The sequence below is a fragment of the Radicibacter daui genome (genome assembly GCA_030657355.1).
Taxonomy (GTDB): Bacteria; Pseudomonadota; Alphaproteobacteria; order Radicibacterales; family Radicibacteraceae; genus Radicibacter; species Radicibacter daui.
Map to the genome: position 1 here is coordinate 3,008,519 of CP131056.1, position 17,289 is coordinate 3,025,807.

At 63.6% G+C, this 17,289-nt stretch carries 11 protein-coding genes and 1 pseudogene; 3 read left to right on the forward strand and 9 right to left on the reverse strand.

What is annotated here, in order from left to right; translation table 11 throughout:
• Positions 1–143: 143 nt before the first annotated feature.
• The 5 genes and pseudogenes from glgX to QTL98_RS14210 form a co-directional block, all read right to left on the reverse strand.
• Positions 144–2,276, reverse strand: a complete 2,133-nt coding sequence (glgX, locus tag QTL98_RS14190; RefSeq protein WP_445682159.1) for a glycogen debranching protein GlgX — start codon at positions 2,274–2,276, stop codon at positions 144–146.
• A 41-nt stretch (positions 2,277–2,317) separates the two neighbouring features.
• On the reverse strand, positions 2,318–4,600 hold the full coding sequence (gene glgB / locus QTL98_RS14195) for a 1,4-alpha-glucan branching protein GlgB (RefSeq protein WP_445679119.1): 2,283 nt from the start codon (positions 4,598–4,600) through the stop codon (positions 2,318–2,320).
• A gap of 605 nt (positions 4,601–5,205) precedes the next feature.
• Positions 5,206–6,924: pseudogene (gene treS / locus QTL98_RS14200) on the reverse strand (maltose alpha-D-glucosyltransferase); the annotation flags it as partial.
• 181 nt (positions 6,925–7,105) lie between these two features.
• Positions 7,106–7,744: a LysE family translocator gene (locus QTL98_RS14205; protein WP_445679120.1), complete on the reverse strand. Its 639-nt coding sequence runs from the start codon at positions 7,742–7,744 to the stop codon at positions 7,106–7,108.
• 232 nt (positions 7,745–7,976) lie between these two features.
• Positions 7,977–8,999 carry a branched-chain amino acid aminotransferase gene (locus QTL98_RS14210; RefSeq protein WP_445682160.1) on the reverse strand — a complete coding sequence of 341 codons (1,023 nt, stop codon included), beginning with the start codon at positions 8,997–8,999 and terminating at the stop codon, positions 7,977–7,979.
• 501 nt (positions 9,000–9,500) lie between these two features.
• Here QTL98_RS14210 and QTL98_RS14215 point away from each other — a divergent pair.
• Complete coding sequence (locus QTL98_RS14215) at positions 9,501–11,183, forward strand: methyl-accepting chemotaxis protein (protein ID WP_445679121.1); 1,683 nt, start codon at positions 9,501–9,503, stop codon at positions 11,181–11,183.
• A gap of 54 nt (positions 11,184–11,237) precedes the next feature.
• Here QTL98_RS14215 and QTL98_RS14220 read toward each other — a convergent pair whose 3' ends face one another.
• The 4 genes from QTL98_RS14220 to QTL98_RS14235 form a co-directional block, all read right to left on the reverse strand.
• Entirely contained in the window at positions 11,238–12,146 is a 909-nt protein-coding gene (locus tag QTL98_RS14220; RefSeq protein ID WP_445679122.1) for a hypothetical protein, read from the reverse strand.
• A 73-nt stretch (positions 12,147–12,219) separates the two neighbouring features.
• Positions 12,220–13,047: a TIGR02285 family protein gene (locus tag QTL98_RS14225; protein WP_445679123.1), complete on the reverse strand. Its 828-nt coding sequence runs from the start codon at positions 13,045–13,047 to the stop codon at positions 12,220–12,222.
• Positions 13,048–13,262: 215 nt separating this feature from the next.
• Positions 13,263–14,033, reverse strand: coding sequence for a hypothetical protein (locus QTL98_RS14230; protein WP_445679124.1), 771 nt, complete (start codon positions 14,031–14,033; stop codon positions 13,263–13,265).
• A gap of 290 nt (positions 14,034–14,323) precedes the next feature.
• Entirely contained in the window at positions 14,324–15,193 is an 870-nt protein-coding gene (locus QTL98_RS14235) for a TIGR02285 family protein (RefSeq protein WP_445679125.1), read from the reverse strand.
• A 341-nt stretch (positions 15,194–15,534) separates the two neighbouring features.
• On the opposite strand from QTL98_RS14235, the gene QTL98_RS14240 reads away from it, so the two are divergent.
• Positions 15,535–15,993, forward strand: a complete 459-nt coding sequence (locus tag QTL98_RS14240) for an Lrp/AsnC family transcriptional regulator (protein WP_445679126.1) — start codon at positions 15,535–15,537, stop codon at positions 15,991–15,993.
• Between the two features lie 276 nt (positions 15,994–16,269).
• A complete protein-coding gene (locus tag QTL98_RS14245) occupies positions 16,270–17,250 on the forward strand; it encodes a BMP family lipoprotein (protein WP_445679127.1) in 981 nt (326 codons plus the stop codon).
• The last annotated feature ends 39 nt before the right edge of the window (positions 17,251–17,289 follow it).

A 17,289-nucleotide genomic window follows, 5' to 3' on the forward strand; every position in this document is an offset into this window, starting at 1 on the left:
TTGTTTGGTCCTGCCCTTAAACCTGCAAGGCTTCGGCCCGACTTCAAGTGATAGCGCTTACAGGAAACCATTTGAAGGCCGGCATTTAAAGGCCTGCCAGCCCCCAAAACGGGCCTGCCACCATAAATTTTGGGGCAGGATGCTCAGCGCCGGCCGGGCACGAAGTCAAAAATGGCGGCGCTGCGAGCAATGACGGTAAAGCTGCCGCCCGGCTCGATCTTCGGGTCGCCTTCCACATCCGGCTCGGCGGTGTTGGCAAGGCAGCGCCAGCGACCGCTGGCACCATCCGCCGGCTGGGGCAGCTGGTAGACCATCTCCTCAACATGAGCGTTGAGGATGACATAGAGATGGCGCCCGCTTTCCTCCCGGCCCTGCTCGTCGCGGTCACGGGCGCTGCGGCCATTGATGAGGAAAGCAACGGAGCGCGCATAACCCACCTGCCAGTCCGCCTCCGTCATCTCGGTAGCGTCGGGCGTAAACCAGGCAAGGTCGCGCATGCCGTTGACGGGTTCGACATCGCCGGTGATCCAGTGGCTGCGGCGCAGACCGGCATAACGGTGGCGCAGGCCGATGAGCCGGCGCGTGAAATCCGCCTGCTCCTCTCCTTCCTCGCCGGCAGCACCTTCCGGCGCTTCCCAGTCCAGCCAGCTCAATTCGTTATCCTGGCAATAAGCGTTGTTGTTGCCGGACTGGCTGTTGGCGAATTCGTCACCGGCCAGCAGCATGGGCACGCCCTGGCTTACCATCAGCGTCAGCAGCAGGTTGCGGCGCTGGCGGGCGCGCAGTTCACGGATTTCCGGATCGTCCGTCGGCCCTTCAACCCCGTGATTGTAGCTGCAATTGTTGCTGTGGCCGTCGCGATTATCCTCGCCGTTGGCCTCGTTATGCTTGTCGTTATAGGCAACGACATCGGCGATGGTGAAACCATCATGCGCCGATATGAAATTGATGCTGGACCAGGGCCGCCGGCCGCTGTGGCGGAACTGCAGGCCGGAGCCGGTCAGGTGACCGGCAAGCTCCGGCAACTTGCCGGCATCCCCCCGCCAGTAGCTGCGCACGGTATCGCGGTACTTGTCGTTCCATTCCGACCAGCCCGGCGGGAAGCCGCCGACCTGATAGCCGCCCGGCCCGATATCCCAGGGCTCGGCAATCAGCTTTATCCGGTTCAGCACCGGGTCCTGCCGCACGGCATCGAAGAAGCCGCTGCCTTGATCGAAGCCGTAACTCTCACGCCCGAGGGTCGAGGCAAGGTCGAAGCGGAAGCCGTCGACATGCACCTCCTCCACCCAGTAGCGCAGGCTGTCGAGCACCATCTGCACCACGCGGGGATGGCTGAGGTTTAGCGTGTTTCCGCAGCCGGTATCGTTGATGTAGAAGCGCTTGTCCTCCGGCAGCAGCCGGTAATAGGAGGCGTTGTCGATGCCGCGAAAACTCAGCGTCGGCCCCATATGGTTGCCTTCGCCAGTGTGGTTGTAGACGACATCCAGCACCACCTCGATGCCCGCATCGTGGAAGCGCTTGACCATGGTCTTCAGCTCGGAAAGCGTGCCGGAGGCGAGGTAACGCGGCTCGGGCGCAAAGAAGCTGATGCTCTGGTAGCCCCAGTAGTTAGAAAGCCCCTTCTCGACCAGAAAACTGTCGCTGAGATAGGCGTGGATGGGCAGCAGCTCGATGGTGGTAACGCCCAGCGAACGCACATAATCCACCACGCGCGGCAGGCTCATGCCGGTAAAGGTGCCGCGCTGGCGCGCCGGCACCTGCGGGTGGCGCATGGTAAAGCCGCGCACATGCGCCTCGTAGACGACGGTGCGCGACATCGGCACATGCGGCGCCCGGTCGCCGGCCCAGGTAAAGGCGCGGTCCACCACCACGCTCTTGGGCATGAGGCGGGCATTGTCGCGCCGGTCGAAGGAGAGATCCTCGCGCGTCGATCCCACGCGGTAGCCGTAATGGCTGTCCGACCATTTGAGCGGGCCGAAGATGCGCTTGGCATAAGGGTCGATCAGCAGCTTGTGGTGATTGAAGCGGTGGCCGGCCGCCGGATCGTAAGGCCCATAGACGCGGTAGCCATAAAGCTGGCCGGGCGTGACCTCCGGCAGGTAGCCGTGCCAGACCTGATCGGTGCATTCCGGCAGCACATAACGGTGGGTCTCACGGTAGCCGGAGGCATCAAAAAGGCAGAGCTCCACCTTCTCGGCATTGGCGGAAAACAGGGCGAAATTGACACCGTCGCCGTCCCAGCTGGGCCCCAGCGGATAGGGCCGTCCCGGAAGCATGCCATGCTGCGTCGCCGCGCCCGATCCCGCTTTTGCCAATCCTAGCTCTCCTTGACCAGAATGAGTGTTGCCAGCGGCGGCAGCGACAGGATCAGTGACTGCGCGCGACCGTGCGAGGCAACGGGTTCGGCAACCGTAACGCCGGGATTGCCGATATTGCTCCCGCAATAAACCGCCGCATCGCTGTTGAAGACTTCCCGCCAGCCGCCGGAAAGCGGCACGCCGACACGGTATTTGGGCCGCGGCACCGGCGTAAAGTTGCTGACAACCAGCACCTCCCCGGCCGCGGAACTGCCGCGCCGCACCCAGGCATAGACCGAGTTTTCCTGGTCATTGCCCTCGATCCATTCAAAACCGGCGCCGTCGCAATCATGCTCATGGAGCGCCGGCAAGGTGCGGTAGAGATGGTTCAGATCGCGCACGGCGCGCTGCACGCCGGCATGCCAGTCGATCGCCAGCAGTTCCCACTCCAGCGCGGCATCATGGTTCCACTCGCGCCCCTGGGCAAACTCGCCGCCCATGAAAAGCAGCTTCTTGCCCGGATGGGTCCACATGAAGGCGTAATAAGCGCGCAGATTGGCGAACTTTTGCCAGGCATCGCCCGGCATCTTGTCCAGCAGAGAGCCCTTGCCATGCACCACCTCGTCATGGCTCAGCGGCAGGATGAAATTTTCGGAAAAGGCGTAGATGAGGCCGAAGGTCATCTCGTTATGGTGCCAGCGGCGATGCACCGGCGCCTTGGACATGAAGCTGAGCGTGTCATGCATCCAGCCCATGTTCCATTTGTAGCCAAAGCCCAGCCCGCCGAGATAGGTCGGGCGGGAGACGCCGGGCCAGGCCGTCGATTCCTCGGCCACCGACATGGCGCCGGGCGCCTGCGCATAAACCAGCTCGTTCATGCGCTTGAGGAAATCGATGGCTTCGAGATTTTCCCGCCCGCCAAAGCGGTTGGGCACCCACTCGCCTTCCTTTCTCGAATAATCGAGATAGAGCATGGAGGCGACGGCATCGACCCGCAGCCCGTCGAGATGGAACTGCTCCATCCAGAACAGCGCCGAGGCCAGCAGGAAGTTACGCACCTCCGAGCGGCCGTAATTATAGATCAGGGTGTTCCAGTCCTGATGGAAGCCCTGCCGCGGATCGGCATGTTCGTAAAGATGGGTGCCATCGAACTGGGCAAGGCCATGCGCATCGGTGGGGAAATGCCCCGGCACCCAGTCCAGCAGCACGCCGATACCGGCCCGGTGGCAGGCATCGACGAAGAAGGCGAAATCCTCCGGCGTGCCGAAACGGCTGGTGGCGGCAAACAGCCCGATGGTCTGGTACCCCCAGGAGCCATCGAAGGGAAACTCGGTGACCGGCATCAGCTCGATATGGGTAAAGCCCATCTCGACGGCATAACTCACCAGTTCATCCGCCAGTTCGCGGTAGGTGAGGAAGCGCCCGCCCTCCTCCGCCTTGCGGCGCCAGGAGCCCAGATGCACCTCGTAGATCGAGACCGGCGCATTGAGCGCGGCGCGCCTTTCGCGCCCGGCCAGCCATTCGGCGTCGCTCCACTCATAGGCCGGCAGGCCATGGACAAGAGAGGCGGTGGCCGGTGGATGTTCGGCGCGGAAGGCATAGGGGTCCGCCTTCAGCGGCATGAGCCGCCCGTCAGCGGCAATGATCTCGTATTTGTAGGCCGTGCCGCGGCCGACGCCGGGGATGAAGATTTCCCAGATGCCGACACCGGGATGCAGGCGCATGACATGGCGCCGCCCGTCCCAGGCATTAAAATCGCCCACCACGCTGACGCGGGCGGCATTGGGCGCCCAGACGGCAAAACGCGTGCCGGCAATGCCGCCAACATCGACCGGATGCGCACCCATCTTTTCATAGCTGCGCAGATGCGTGCCTTCGCCCAGCAGATGCAGGTCCAACTCGCCCAGCAGCGCGCCGAAACGGTAGGGGTCTTCCACCTCCTCCCGGTAACCGCCGGGGAAGGTCAGGCGCAGCCGGTAGGGGGTTGCCGGGTCAAACCCGTCGATGCGGCCGGAAAAGAGCCCGTCGACAAAAAGCGGGGCCAGCGCTGCGAGCACGGCGCCACTTTCCGGAACCACCACCTCGATCTTTTCGGCGCCATGGCGCAGGGCGCGCACCACAACCGCGCCGTCGTCCAGCCGGTGGGGACCAAGCAGGGAAAACGGGTCGCGGTGAAGGCCGGCAGCCAGCGCCCCGGCAGCCTCGAAGGAAAGGCCATCCACGTCCGGCGGCCGGCGCGGGGCGCGGGGCTTTGCCGGCGTGGCGGCGGGTTTCTTTTCCGGGGTCTTCTTCCTCGCGGCCATGTCACCATCCCTGCTTGGGGCACGTCAGCCAGAGGGCCCGGCCCCGTTTTTATCGCCTGTCCCCGCCAGCATGGCGAAAGCCGCCGCCCGCGCCAAGGGCCGGCAGGGAAAAAGCATGCCCAACACCCTGAATTTTAAAGAACTCAATGCCGCATGCGCATGTAACGCACGCTTTCGCCGCGCGCATCGGTCAGCGTGGCGGCATCCGGCTCGAGGCGCAGCTGGCGCCCGCCCTCCACAGCAATATCCATTTCATAAAGTGCGGCAAGCGGCACTTCGTTGCCGGGCTCCACCACGCCGGCATCCATCAGCCCGCCAATGCGGTTGACGCGCCGGACCCGGCACAGCATCTGCGGCAGGCGCCACCAGCCAACGGTGCCGACCGCATCCTCCCAGCTGAGCGTCAGCGGGATATAGAGATGCTCCAGCACCCGGCCATGGGCGACAAGGTCCGCCAGCACGGCCAGCGCCGGCTCACCCTCGACCTCCAGCGGCTCTACCAGCTTCGGCTCCAGCGTCTCGTCCGGGGAGAGATGCATGTAGTGGCGGATCGAGCGCAGCAGGATGGAGTAATCGCCGGAGGGGCCGGAAAGCCCGTCCCATGCCTCGCGCAGCACAATGGTTTCAAAGGGCGGTGCCAGCGCGGTGGGGCCGACGGCCCAGCCGCGCACCTCCTGCGGCCGGCAAAGCCGCAGCCAGTAAAAGCCGAAAGGCGGCAGGGTGAAGCGATAGGGGGCCTCGCTCACCGCCGGCAGGGCGGCACGGCCAAAAAGCTCGACCGGCACGCGGCCGGCAAAATCGCGCAAATCCACATCCACGACCTGCATCTGCTCCGAGACATTGCAGACGCACAGGATGATCTCGCCCTCTTCGCGCAGCTGGCGGGTATAGACCAGCACCTGCTGGTTTTCCGGCAGGATGAAGCCCAGCACCCCACGCCCGAGCGCCCGGTGGCGCTTGCGTTCGGCAATCAGGCGCCGCACCCAGCTGAGCCGGCTGGAGGGATCACGGTCCTGCGCCTCGACATTGACCGCATCATAGCCATAGACCGGGTCGTTGATGGCCGGCAGGAAAAGCTGCGCCGGATCGCAGCGCGAAAAGCCGCCATTGCGGTCGGGCGACCACTGCATGGCGGTGCGCACGCCATGCCGGTCTTCCAGCAGGATATTGTCGCCCATGCCGATCTCGTCGCCGTAATAAAGCACCGGCGTGCCCGGCATGGACATCAGCATGGAGAACATCAGCTCTATGCGCCGGCGGTCATTCTGCATCAGCGGCGCAAGGCGCCGGCGGATGCCCAGATTGATGCGGGCACGCGGATTGGCGGCGTAATAGTCCCACATGAAGGTACGCTCGGCCGGCGTCACCATCTCCAGCGTCAGCTCGTCGTGATTGCGCAGGAAAATCGCCCACTGGCAGTTTTCCGGGATCGGCGCCGTCTGGCTCAGGATGTCGATGACCGGGTGGCGGTCCTGCCGGGCCAGCGCCATGTAAAGGCGCGGCATCAGCGGGAAGTGGAAGGCCATGTGGCATTCATCGCCATTGCCGAAATAGACCTGCGTATCTTCCGGCCACATGTTGGCTTCGGCCAGCAGGGCGCGGTCGGGATAACGCTGGTCCATGGCGGCGCGGATGCGCTTCACCACATCATGGGTTTCGGGGTTGTTTTCGTTGGTGGTGCCGTCACGCTCGACCAGATAGGGAATGGCGTCGAGCCGCAGCCCGTCGACCCCCATGTCCAGCCAGTAATACATGACCTCCAGCACCTCCGACATCACCAGCGGATTGTCGAAGTTGAGGTCGGGCTGGTGGCTGTAGAAGCGGTGCCAGTAATAGCGGCCCGCCACCGGATCCCACGTCCAGTTCGATTTTTCGAAATCGACGAAGATGATGCGGGTTTCCGGCCATTTGGCATCGGTGTCCGACCAGACATAAAAATCGCGCTCGGGCGAGCCGTGCGGCGCGATGCGGGCGCGCTGGAACCAGGGATGCTGGTCGGAGGTGTGGTTGATGACGAGTTCCGTCACCACACGCAGATCGCGGGCATGCGCTGCTTCCACGAACTCGCGGAAATCCTCCAGCGTGCCGTAGTCGGGATTGACGCCGTGATAATCGGCAATGTCATAGCCGTCATCGCGCAGCGGCGACGGATAGAACGGCATGACCCACAGCGCCGTGACCCCAAGGTCTTTCAGATAATCCAGCCGGCTGGTCAGCCCCTTGAAATCCCCGATCCCGTCATTGTTGGAATCGCAAAAGGACTTCACATGGATTTGATAGAAGACGGCATCCTTGAACCACAGGGGATCGTCGCGTGTGATCATATGGGTCGCTTCCTGCCCTGAAATCTCGGCTCCGGGTCGTGCCCGGTTGTCGGCGGGAAAGGGCAAGCCCTCTCCTGCCCGCTTATGCGCTTTTTTCCCACAATCCGGATGTTATGGATAGCAGGATTGTAAGCGCTTAGAGCGTCACTTCGCCGCGCATTTCCAGGGCCCGGCCGGCTCTTCAGCCGAGTGCTGCCCGGGCTAGGAAAAACACCGCAAAGCCACCCATAAGCAGGGCCGAAGCCCGCTCGACAATCCGGCGCACCCTTATCGAAATACCGTGGCGAAGCCGGCTGACAAGGGTGGTAAGGAAAACCCACCACAGGAACGAGCCGCAAAAAACCCCGACTACCAGCGTGATCGCGCCTTCTCCGGCCACGCCGGCACCGAGAAAAAGCCCGGCAAAGACGGCAAGCGTCATCGGATTGGTGATGGTCAGCGCATAGCCGGAGAGCGCGTAACCCGCGACATCCCGGGCCCGGATCGCCTCGGCCGCCGCCTGCTCTGCCGGCTCCGCCCGCCAGGAGCGCCAGGCGAGCCAGGCGAGGAAAAGCGCGCCGGCAACCGCTGGCCAGCGACCGAGCGCCGCAAGGGCCGCAGAGGCGGCAGAGAAGGCGAGCGCAGCGGCAATGCCATAGGTCGCATCGGCGGCCGCCACCCCGAAGCCGGTGGCAAGGCCCGCCGGCTGGCGGCCGGCCAGTGTGCGGCGGATGACGAGTAGCCCGATCGGCCCCACCGGCGCAGCGATGGCAAGGCCGAACAGCAGCCCGCGGCCGAGAACCATGGCGTGGCTGGCCATGCCCGAAAAAGCTTCGATCATTTCACCCGAACTCCCGCCAGAAACACCTCGGAAAAGGCGCGCCGAATACGGACGAAATCATGCCGTGAGCGGGCCGGGCGCGATAAGGGGCAACCGAAAGTTCTGCGAGGATTTTACGAGAGATCAGAAGGCTGCAGGGCGCGATTAGTTTTGAAACAACAGCCCAAACAAAAACCCCGCCTGCGATCCGCAAGCGGGGTTTTTCTGGTTTCAGGACAAACCCTGAAGTCGATCAGAACAACCGGTCGAGCCAGTTGTGCGGATCGGCAGCGCGGCCGAACTGGATGTCGGTAAGCGCGGCCTTGAGGCGCATGGTGGTCTGCCCGGCGCCGCCGCTGCCGATGGTGAAACCGTACTTGCGGCCCTTGACCTGGCCGATGGGGGTCACGACGGCGGCAGTGCCGCAGGCAAAGGATTCAACCACGCGGCCGCTCTTGGCATCGGCCTGCCACTGGTCGATGGAATAGGGCTCCTCGCGCACGGTAAGGCCCATATCCTTCATCAGCTTGATCAGGCTGTCGCGGGTGATGCCCGGCAGGATGGTGCCGGTGGTGGTCGGCGGGGTTTGCAGCGAACCATCGTCAAAGACGAAGAAAATGTTCATGCCGCCCAGTTCCTCGATCCAGCGCCGCTCGACGGCATCGAGGAAAACAACCTGGTCGCAGCCCTCGCGCTGGGCTTCGGCCTGCGCGGCAAGGCTGGCGGCATAGTTGCCGCCGCATTTGGCAAAGCCGGTGCCGCCCGGAGCAGCGCGGGTAAAGCTTTCCGAGGTCCAGAGCGTCACGGCCGGCGCGCCGGCCTTGAAGTAGGAGCCGACCGGCGAGGCAATGACGCAGAAGAGATAGTCGCTGGCCGGGCGGGTGCCGAGCGCGGATTCGGTGCCGATCATGAACGGGCGCAGATAAAGCGAGGCCCCCTCAGCCGACGGGATCCACTCGCGGTCCGCGCGCACCAGGGCGCGGCAGGATTCCACGAACAGCTCTTCCGGCAGGTTCGGCATCGCCATGCGCTCGGCCGACTTCTGGAAGCGGCGGGCATTGGCTTCGGGGCGGAACAGCGTGGCGCCGCCATCGGGCAGCTTGTAGGCCTTGAGGCCCTCGAAGATTTCCGGCGCGTAATGCAGCACCATGGTCGCCGGATCGAGCTGGAGCGGCTTGCGCGCCTCCAGCTTCCAGTCATGCCAGCCAGTGCCTTCGGTGTAGCGCAGCGTGATCATGTGATCGGTGAAGAAACGCCCGAAGCCCGGATTTTCCATCTGGGCCGCCCTTTCGGCGGCGGAAACGGGGGCCGGGTTCTTCTGGATATCCAGGCGAAGGTCGCCAGTAGTGCTCATTCTAACGTCGCCTCCTAAGGTCGCCGCGGTATCGCCCGCGCTTCTTTCTGTCAGGACGGTTTATCCCAAAGCGCGTGGCATTTGGTTGCGTTTGTGCCCCAAAAAGCTTGGCTGTCATATCCAAATCTGGGTCAGGGAGTGTTGCTTCGTTCGCAATAGTGGCCGGAGCCACCGAACGGCCGGCAAGCCGGGAGTGCACGCCGGCGCAGCGCACAAATCATCCGGCAACTTATTACTTGGATGCATACAATCCAGCCGCAAACAAACCGCCCGACCTATGCTTTTGGATGGGTCAGATACGTACAAATATGTCCGTTCGCTTTCCCCGCCAGCAACAAAACGAAAGTATTATGGCGCAAGAACAGAGCTTGAAGCTCGTCTTGCCGCCGCCTCCCGCGGCACCCGGGAACAAGGAACGCCCCCATGGCCCTGCTCAGCCGTTTTCGCGTCTCCACGAAGATCTACATGCTGGTTGTAGCCTCTTTCGTGGGCATCGCCGCCCTCACCTTCTATGCCGGCTGGTCGCAAAACCAGAGCATCCACGCCGACCGCATCCGCGAACTGCGCTCGGTAACCGAGATGCTCTATTCCCGCGCCAAGGCCATCGACGCGATGGACCTGACGCAGGAGCAGAAATTTGCCCGCTTTGGCGAAGAAATGACGCCGGCCCGTTATCGTGGCAGCGAGTATTTCTTCGCCCTCAACACCAAGGGGGTGATGGTCGCCCACGGTGCCAACCCCAAGCTGGTTGGCCAGGACATGTGGAACTTCAAGGACAATAACGGCTTCCAGCTGTTCCAGGAGATTGCCAAGGCTGCCCTCGCCCATCCCGACGGTGCCACCATCTCCTATCTGTGGCCCAAGCCCGGCAGCGACGTGCCGGTCAACAAGGACAGCTTCCTGCTCTACTACAAACCGTGGGACCTCATTATCGGCACCGGCGTCTATACCGACGACCTCGCGGCCGATCTACGTGCCCATTATATGAAGCTGGGTGGCGGCGTTGCCGTGATCGTTCTTCTGCTGCTCGCCCTCAGCATCGCCGTCTCCCGCAACATCACTGTACCGCTGCCCCGCGTGGCCTCCGCCGTCAACAGGTTGTCGCAGGGCGATCTGGAAGTGGAGATCGGCGAGCGCGAGCGGGGTGACGAGATTGGCATCATGGCGCGCGCCATTGCCGTCTTCCGTGAAAAGCTGCGCGAGAACGAAACGCTACGCCGCAAGCAGGCCGCGACCGAAGACGATGCCGCGGCAGCACGCCGGCAGGCACTGCTTGATCTGGCCAACCAGTTTGAAAGCACCGTCGGCGCCGTGGTCGATGGCCTTTCCTCCGCTTCCGTCCAGCTGCAGAGCAGCGCCCAGGCGATGGAAAACCAGGCCCGCGAGGCCTCCAGCCAGACCAGCGCGGCCAACCGGGCCGTCGAGCAGGCCTCGACCAATGTGGCGGCCGTGGCCGGCGCGTCGGAGGAAATGTCGAGCACCATCCGCGAGATCGGCCATCAGGTAACCGAAAGCTCCAACGTCGCCCGCGCGGCCGTTGACGAGGTAGAAACGACGAGCCGCACCGTCGAACAGCTTGCTACCGCCGCGCAGGAAATCGGCAGCGTCATCGACCTTATCAACAGCATTGCCGAGCAGACCAACCTGCTCGCCCTCAACGCCACCATCGAGGCCGCACGGGCCGGCGAGGCCGGCAAGGGTTTCGCCGTGGTGGCGCAGGAAGTCAAAAGCCTTGCTACCCAGACCGGCCGGGCCACGGAGCAGATTTCGGCACAGATCAAATCCATGCAGGAAAACACCGCCGGCACGGTGACGGCGATGAGCTCCGTCAGCACCACCATCGCCCGTGTAAACGAGATCGCAGCCACCATTGCAGCGGCAGTGGAAGAACAGAGCGCCGCGATGGGCGAGATCTCCAGCAACGCCGCGCAGGCTGCCTCCGGTGCTTCGGAAGTGGCGGACGGCATCTCGCGCGTTCAAAGCGCCTCCAGCGAAGTCGGCACGGTTGCCGGCTCGGTCAAGACGGCGTCGGACGTGCTGGCCGGTCAGGCGGAAAAACTGCGGGCGGAGGTCAAAGGTTTCCTCTCCCGTATCCGCGCCGGCTGACGAACAGGGTGGGGCGGCATAGAGGGCCAGGCCCGGCCGCCCCCTTTTTCGGGATCAGTTGTTAAAGTCCGGCGCGTTTTCAAACACATAGCCGGTCGGTCCAATCCAGCGAGAAAAGGCTTCCACAACCTCGGCCGGCAAAGGCTGGCTATCCAGCAGGGCATCGACCGCAGCGATCAGCTTTTCGCCCACCTGCCCCCGCGAACAGGCCGTACGGACATCACGATAGATGGGGTCACCTGCGGCCGGGGCGCTCAGCAGGTCAAGATCGAGATTCTGGCTGGCCGCCAGATAACGCACCTCGAACGGATAGCCGAACATGTAGGTCAGCCGGCCCAGCGCCATCATGCGGACCGCGCTTTCGCTGCTATCGACAGTGTAGAGCGTTTCGCCCGGCACCCGTGCGGCAATCATGCCATTGATCGCGGTGGAATAGACACGCTGGTCCACAAACCCGCCGGCCAATCTGCGGTCATTGCCAAGCGCCACCAGATCCAGCCGCTGGTCCGCGCTCATATAGGGTGCAAAACGCGCGGCATCCTGCCGGCGGTACAGCACACGGCCGGTCTCCAGCCGCCATCGGTGGCGGGAGAAGACAAGCACCTTCTGCCGCTCGGCCGTATAGAGAAGCGACACGGCGCAGACGCCGTCCCTCTTCGCGGCATCGATCATCACCCGTTGCAGGCTGGCATCGCGCTCCTGCTGATTGAAGCCTTGCAGGGACTGCATGAAGTAGCGCAGCAGGGTATCGCCGGTTCCCTGGCCGGCATCCGGCCCGGTGCGGATATGGGATGGCGGCAGGTCAAGCAGGTACCAGTCGACCTGCCGCAGGCCGGCCTGCGGTTGTTGCTGAGCATCGGCCCGCACCGCCAGGGCGCCAAACAGAACCGGCAGCACCAGCAGCGCCAGGAAGGGGCGGGACCCGCACAGCCGCTTCAACAATCCGGTCGCCACAGGCAGCATGCTGACCCCACCTCAAGCGGTTTTTCAACATCCGCCAGTATGCAGCGGGTGACAAAAAACAGCCAGATGGACGTCAGTTGGTTACCGCCGGCGCCACCGTAAACAGGCGCGGCTCCGTTTCCACCTCCACCGCTCCGCGCCAGCGGCGGCTGGCCTCGCCGATCTCGTCGGTGGTGGGCTGGCGATCCAGCAGGGCATCGATGGCGGAGATCACTCTCGTACTGACCGGCCCCTTGGAACAGGCAATGCCGCCATCGACATAAAGCGGATCGCCCACCGCCGCGACCGATGCCAGCTTCAGTGCTTCGCGCTGGGTGTCGTTGAAGTAACGCAGCTCATAGCCATAGCCGAAGGTGTAATCCGCCCGGCCCAGCTCCAGCATGCGAAAGGCGCTTTCGGACGAGTTGACCTGCAGCAAGCGGTCCTGCCGACCGGACTGCTCGCGCACATAGCGGTCGATGGCGCCGGTATAGCTGCGCTTGGCGACAAAAACTCCGGTCAACTCCGCGTCATTGAGCATGGCGGCCAGATCGATGCGGCCATCCGCCGTCATGAAGCGGGCATAAAGGTCCTGACGGTCCGGGCGCAGCATCACGCGGCTGGTCTCCAGCCGCCAGAAATGCTGGGCATAGATCAGCGCCGCTTCCCGTTCCGGCGTGCGCAGCATGGTGATGGAACACACGCCGTCCTTGACCGCCATGTCAGCCATCAATCGCGAGGGAGAGGCCACGACCTTTCTGTTCTGGAATTCGTCCAGCCCGGCCATGAATTGCCTGAGCCGGGCATCCGCCGTTCCCTTGCCGGTGTCGGGCCCGCTCAGGATGTAGATCGGCGGAAAGTCGAACACGTACCAGTCTACCGCCGGCCGCTCCTCCGCGCGGCCTGCTGCGGAAAGCAGCACACAACACGCGCCAAGAAGGACCGCCGTTGCGGCCCGCGAAAGGCGGCAGCGCACATCAGACCCGATCAAAAACAAGGGTTTGGACCGTGTCAAAGTCCCCTCAGGGGCAAGAGCCGGAGATGAATGGCAATTCTCTCAAATTGCGGCGAATTCCGCCAGATGACCTTTTGGTTACCGTCATTGCCGCCCGATGGCCCGCCGGACAGCACCTGCCGTCAGGACCGCTCGCCCACCATGGCAAGCGGTCCGGTCTCCAGTTCCAGCTCGTCTTCATGCGTCCAGCGGTGGCTGGCCCGCTGCACATCTGCCGGTAGCGGCTCCTCCAGGAGGGCATCCAGCGCTTGCAGCACCTGCTCGCCCAGCGCCCCGCGCGAGCAGGCAAAGAACCCGTGCTGCCAGGCGGCATCCCCCAGTGCTGGCGCGCTTGCCACCGCGACACCCTTTTTCTCCAGCGCGTAGCGCAGTTCGAAGGAATAGCCGAAGGCATAATCGAGCCGGCCAAGCTCCATCATCTTGAGCGCACTTTCCTGCGAGGAAAGCGCAGTCACCACCGCGGACCGGCTGACGGCAGCCAACGCTGTATCGATGGCCGGAGTGTAGCTGCGGCCAGCGACATAACCGCCGGAAAGGCCGGCATCACTCAGCAGCGACACGGTATCCATGCGGCCATCCGGCCGGATGTGACGCCTCAGCGACGCGCGCTCCGCATCCATGAACACCACCCGGGCCAGCGCAACGCGCCAGGCATGATGGCTGAAGATCAGCTGCTTCATCCGCTCAGGCGTCGCCAGCACGGTGGGCGCGCAGATATCGTGATAATGCGCACTGTCCTGCTCCAGCCGCAAAAAGGTGGCCGGCAGGAGGCGATGGTCAAACTGCGGCATACGGCCGATCAGATAATGAAGCACCACATCGGCGCTGCCGGTGCCGACATCAGGTCCGTCGAGGATGGAGAGCGGAGCAAAGTCCGGCATATACCAGCGCACGACAGGCCGATCCCCAGCCCGCGCCGGCTGAATGCCGGCAAGGCCGGCCAGCACGATCCACACAGCGGGAACAAAGCCAAAAATTATAGTAAAAACCCGCACAAATACTCCAGGAACCTGTTTAATCGCGAAAGCAAATTACTATCTTAGGCATCAACAGCTGCTTCAATTTTAAAAAAAGCAATGCTCCGGTGCGTGAACAGCATGGCAGCATCGCCGAAATATCGACTGAACCGTCCGGGCCGGCAGAAGAATGACAGGTTAGTCAGAAATAAGAGCGCGTTACTCTGCTACTGCTGCCCCGGCCCTCGCGAGAGCACAAGCGACAGCTCTTCGGGCCGCGTCCAGCGATAGCTTGCCTGCAGCGTCGAGGGCGGTGGCGGGGCGGCATCCAGCACGTCGTCCAGTGCCGCCAGCAGCGCTTCGCCAACCGCCTCCTTCGAGCAGGCGATATGCGCCTCCACCACTTCGGGATCGCCGGCCGCGCCGGCGCTTGCCAGCGGCATCCCATTGCCGCGGCGATGCAGCAGGTAGCGCAGCTCGAACGGATAGCCGAAGGTGTAGTCGACACGGCCAAGTGCGAGCATCTCCACCGCCCCTTCCGAGCCGGTCACCGCCCAGCCGCCCCGGCGCTGCTTGAGCAAAGCAATGGCAGCATCGATGGCCGGGGTATAGGAGCGACGGTCGATATAACCGCCCTGCAACGTCTCGTCCCGGGCCAGCCCTGCCACATCGATCTGTCCATCCGCTGCGCGGTAGAGGTTGATCGAGGGGGCAAGCCCTTCCGGATAAATCACCCGGGTGGGCTGCACGCGCCAGAAATGGCGGCTGAAGGCCATGAATTTGGCGCGTTCCGCATTGGGAATGACACTGGTCGTGCAGGCCCCCTGCTCACGGGCGATATCCGTCATCATGCGCGAGATGCTGGCCGTCACGATGCGGTGGCGGAACTGCGGCAGCACGCTGATGAAATAGCTGAGCCAGACATCGCCATTGCCGGTACCGGTATCCGGCCCGGAGAGGATGAAGACCGGCGGAAAATCGAAGATGTACCAGCTGATCTGCGGCGCGGAGGGCCGCCGTTGCTGCGCCCCGGCCGGAATTGCCAGCAGCGCCGCTGCGAGACCCGCAAGACAGAAGCCGAGGACAGATCGCCGCAAGCGCTTCCCCGCGCCGCCGGCCTTGCTCCTGTGCTTCCGCCGCAGCGACAACCGCATCGGCGCCTCCCTTTTCTGCCGGCTGCAGACGGGAGCGCCGCCCACGTCTTTCGAATGACGTATAAGATATTGCGAAATAACACCGCGTCCAGGCAAGCATCCTCCGGTATGACCCGGCAGGCGGCAACAAAAGAAAGGCCCTCCATGGATATAACGCAGCCCCACCGGCAGTGCTTGCCGCCCCGCTGGCAGAGTTGCACCATGGCGGCGCCCGATCAGGATTTCTTCCCCCTGCTCGTCCCCCACCCGCCGCTTCGTGAAAAGGCAGGAGCCCGACCCCGGCCGTGACCCAGAAACTGCAGCTAGACCCGATCAGCCTTGCCCTTCTGGAGGCGCTGGAAAACGACGCCCGGCTGACCTATGCGGAGCTTGGCCGCCTTGTCGGCCTGTCGGCCCCGGCCGCCGCCGAGCGGGTACGCCGGCTCGAGGATCTCGGCATCGTGACCGGATACAGGGCGGTGGTGGACCGCGGGCGCATCGGCTACCCGCTGACGGCCTTCGTGCGGCTGCGTACGCCGAGCGAGCTCTACCCCAAGGTGCGCAAGGCGCTGGAGGCACGGGACGAGGTGCTGGAGTGCCACCACATCACCGGCGAGGACAGCATGCTGATCAAGCTCGCCTGCCGGTCGATCCAGCATCTGGACGAAGTGCTGAACGTCATCAACAATTTCGGCTCGACGGCGAGTTCGGTGGTGCTTTCCACCTTCATCGAGCGCAACGGCGCCCCGCCCCCCGTCCTTTGAGGTTCCATCCGGCAGCCCGTGCGGGAAGCCGGTTTCCGGAATTTGTTTGACCATCTGGTCGAAGAGTCGCATGGAAAGCACCGCGGCACTGACACGCCGCGCAATAAATGGCAGGCTGTAACGCCCCTTTTTGCAGCATTCGCACGAGCGAGAAGCCCAAGACAGAGGCATTTACCCGCACTGCCAAGCAAAGCGGCAAAGAACTGTTGTTGACGCTCCGGGAAGCTGTCTATCTTCTTCGCCGATAACCTCGAACACGGGAGCATTGAACAAGTCATGAAGAAGCTGCTTGCTGTTCTCTCCGCCACCACCGCTCTGGCGGCTGGCGCGGCGAGCGCCGCTGACGTCAGCCCGGCGATTATTTTCGACATGGGTGGCAAGTTCGATAAGTCCTTCAACGAATCCGCCTACAACGGCGCCGAGAAGTTTGCCAAGGACAGCGGCGTCAAGTACCGCGAGTTCGAGATCACCAACGAAGCCCAGCGTGAACAGGCCCTGCGCAACATGGCCCGCCGCGGCTCCAATGTGATTGCGGCTGCCGGCTTCGCCCAGGAAGAGGCGATGCGCACCGTCGCCAAGGAATTCCCGGATGTGAAGTTCTGCATCGTCGACTCCGCTATCGAAGATGTGCCGAACATCCGCTCCTACACCTTCAAGGAAGAGGAAGGTTCCTTCCTCGTCGGCATGATCGCCGCGCTCAAGTCGCAGACCGGCAAGGTCGGCTTCGTTGGCGGCATGGACATCCCGCTCATCCGTAACTTCGGTCACGGCTACGAGCAGGGCGTGAAGTACGTCGCCTCCGGCGATGAAGTCTTCATGAACATGACCGGCACCACCCCCGCTGCCTGGACCGACCCGACCAAGGGCGCCGAACTTGCCAAGTCGCAGTTCGACCGCGGTGCGGACGTTGTCTACGCCGCAGCCGGCGCCACCGGCCTTGGCGTGCTGCAGGCTGCCGCCGATGCCGGCAAGTTCTCCATCGGCGTCGACAGCAACCAGAACTGGATCCATCCGGGTTCCGTGCTGACCTCCATGGTCAAGCGCGTCGATGTGGCGGTCTATGACTGCTACAATTCGGCCAAGGACGGCTCCTGGAAGGGCGGCCATGAAGTGCTGTCGCTCGCCAACAGCGGCGTCGACTTTGCGATGGACGACAACAACAAGCCGCTCATCTCCGACGAGATGCTGGCCAAGGTGAATGACGCCAAGGCCAAGATCATTGCCGGTACGCTCAAGGTCGAGCCGTACACGCCCTGATCTCCCTACCGGTTCCGGCCCCTTTCACCCCGTGGAAGG

Coding starts and splice junctions, on each gene's coding strand:
- glgX (WP_445682159.1), bottom strand. CDS start 2,276: ATGCTTCCGGGACGGCCCTATCCGCTGGGGCCCAGCTGGGACGGCGAC.
- glgB (WP_445679119.1), bottom strand. CDS start 4,600: ATGGCCGCGAGGAAGAAGACCCCGGAAAAGAAACCCGCCGCCACGCCG.
- QTL98_RS14205 (WP_445679120.1), bottom strand. CDS start 7,744: ATGATCGAAGCTTTTTCGGGCATGGCCAGCCACGCCATGGTTCTCGGC.
- QTL98_RS14210 (WP_445682160.1), bottom strand. CDS start 8,999: ATGGAAAATCCGGGCTTCGGGCGTTTCTTCACCGATCACATGATCACG.
- QTL98_RS14215 (WP_445679121.1), top strand. CDS start 9,501: ATGGCCCTGCTCAGCCGTTTTCGCGTCTCCACGAAGATCTACATGCTG.
- QTL98_RS14220 (WP_445679122.1), bottom strand. CDS start 12,146: ATGCTGCCTGTGGCGACCGGATTGTTGAAGCGGCTGTGCGGGTCCCGC.
- QTL98_RS14245 (WP_445679127.1), top strand. CDS start 16,270: ATGAAGAAGCTGCTTGCTGTTCTCTCCGCCACCACCGCTCTGGCGGCT.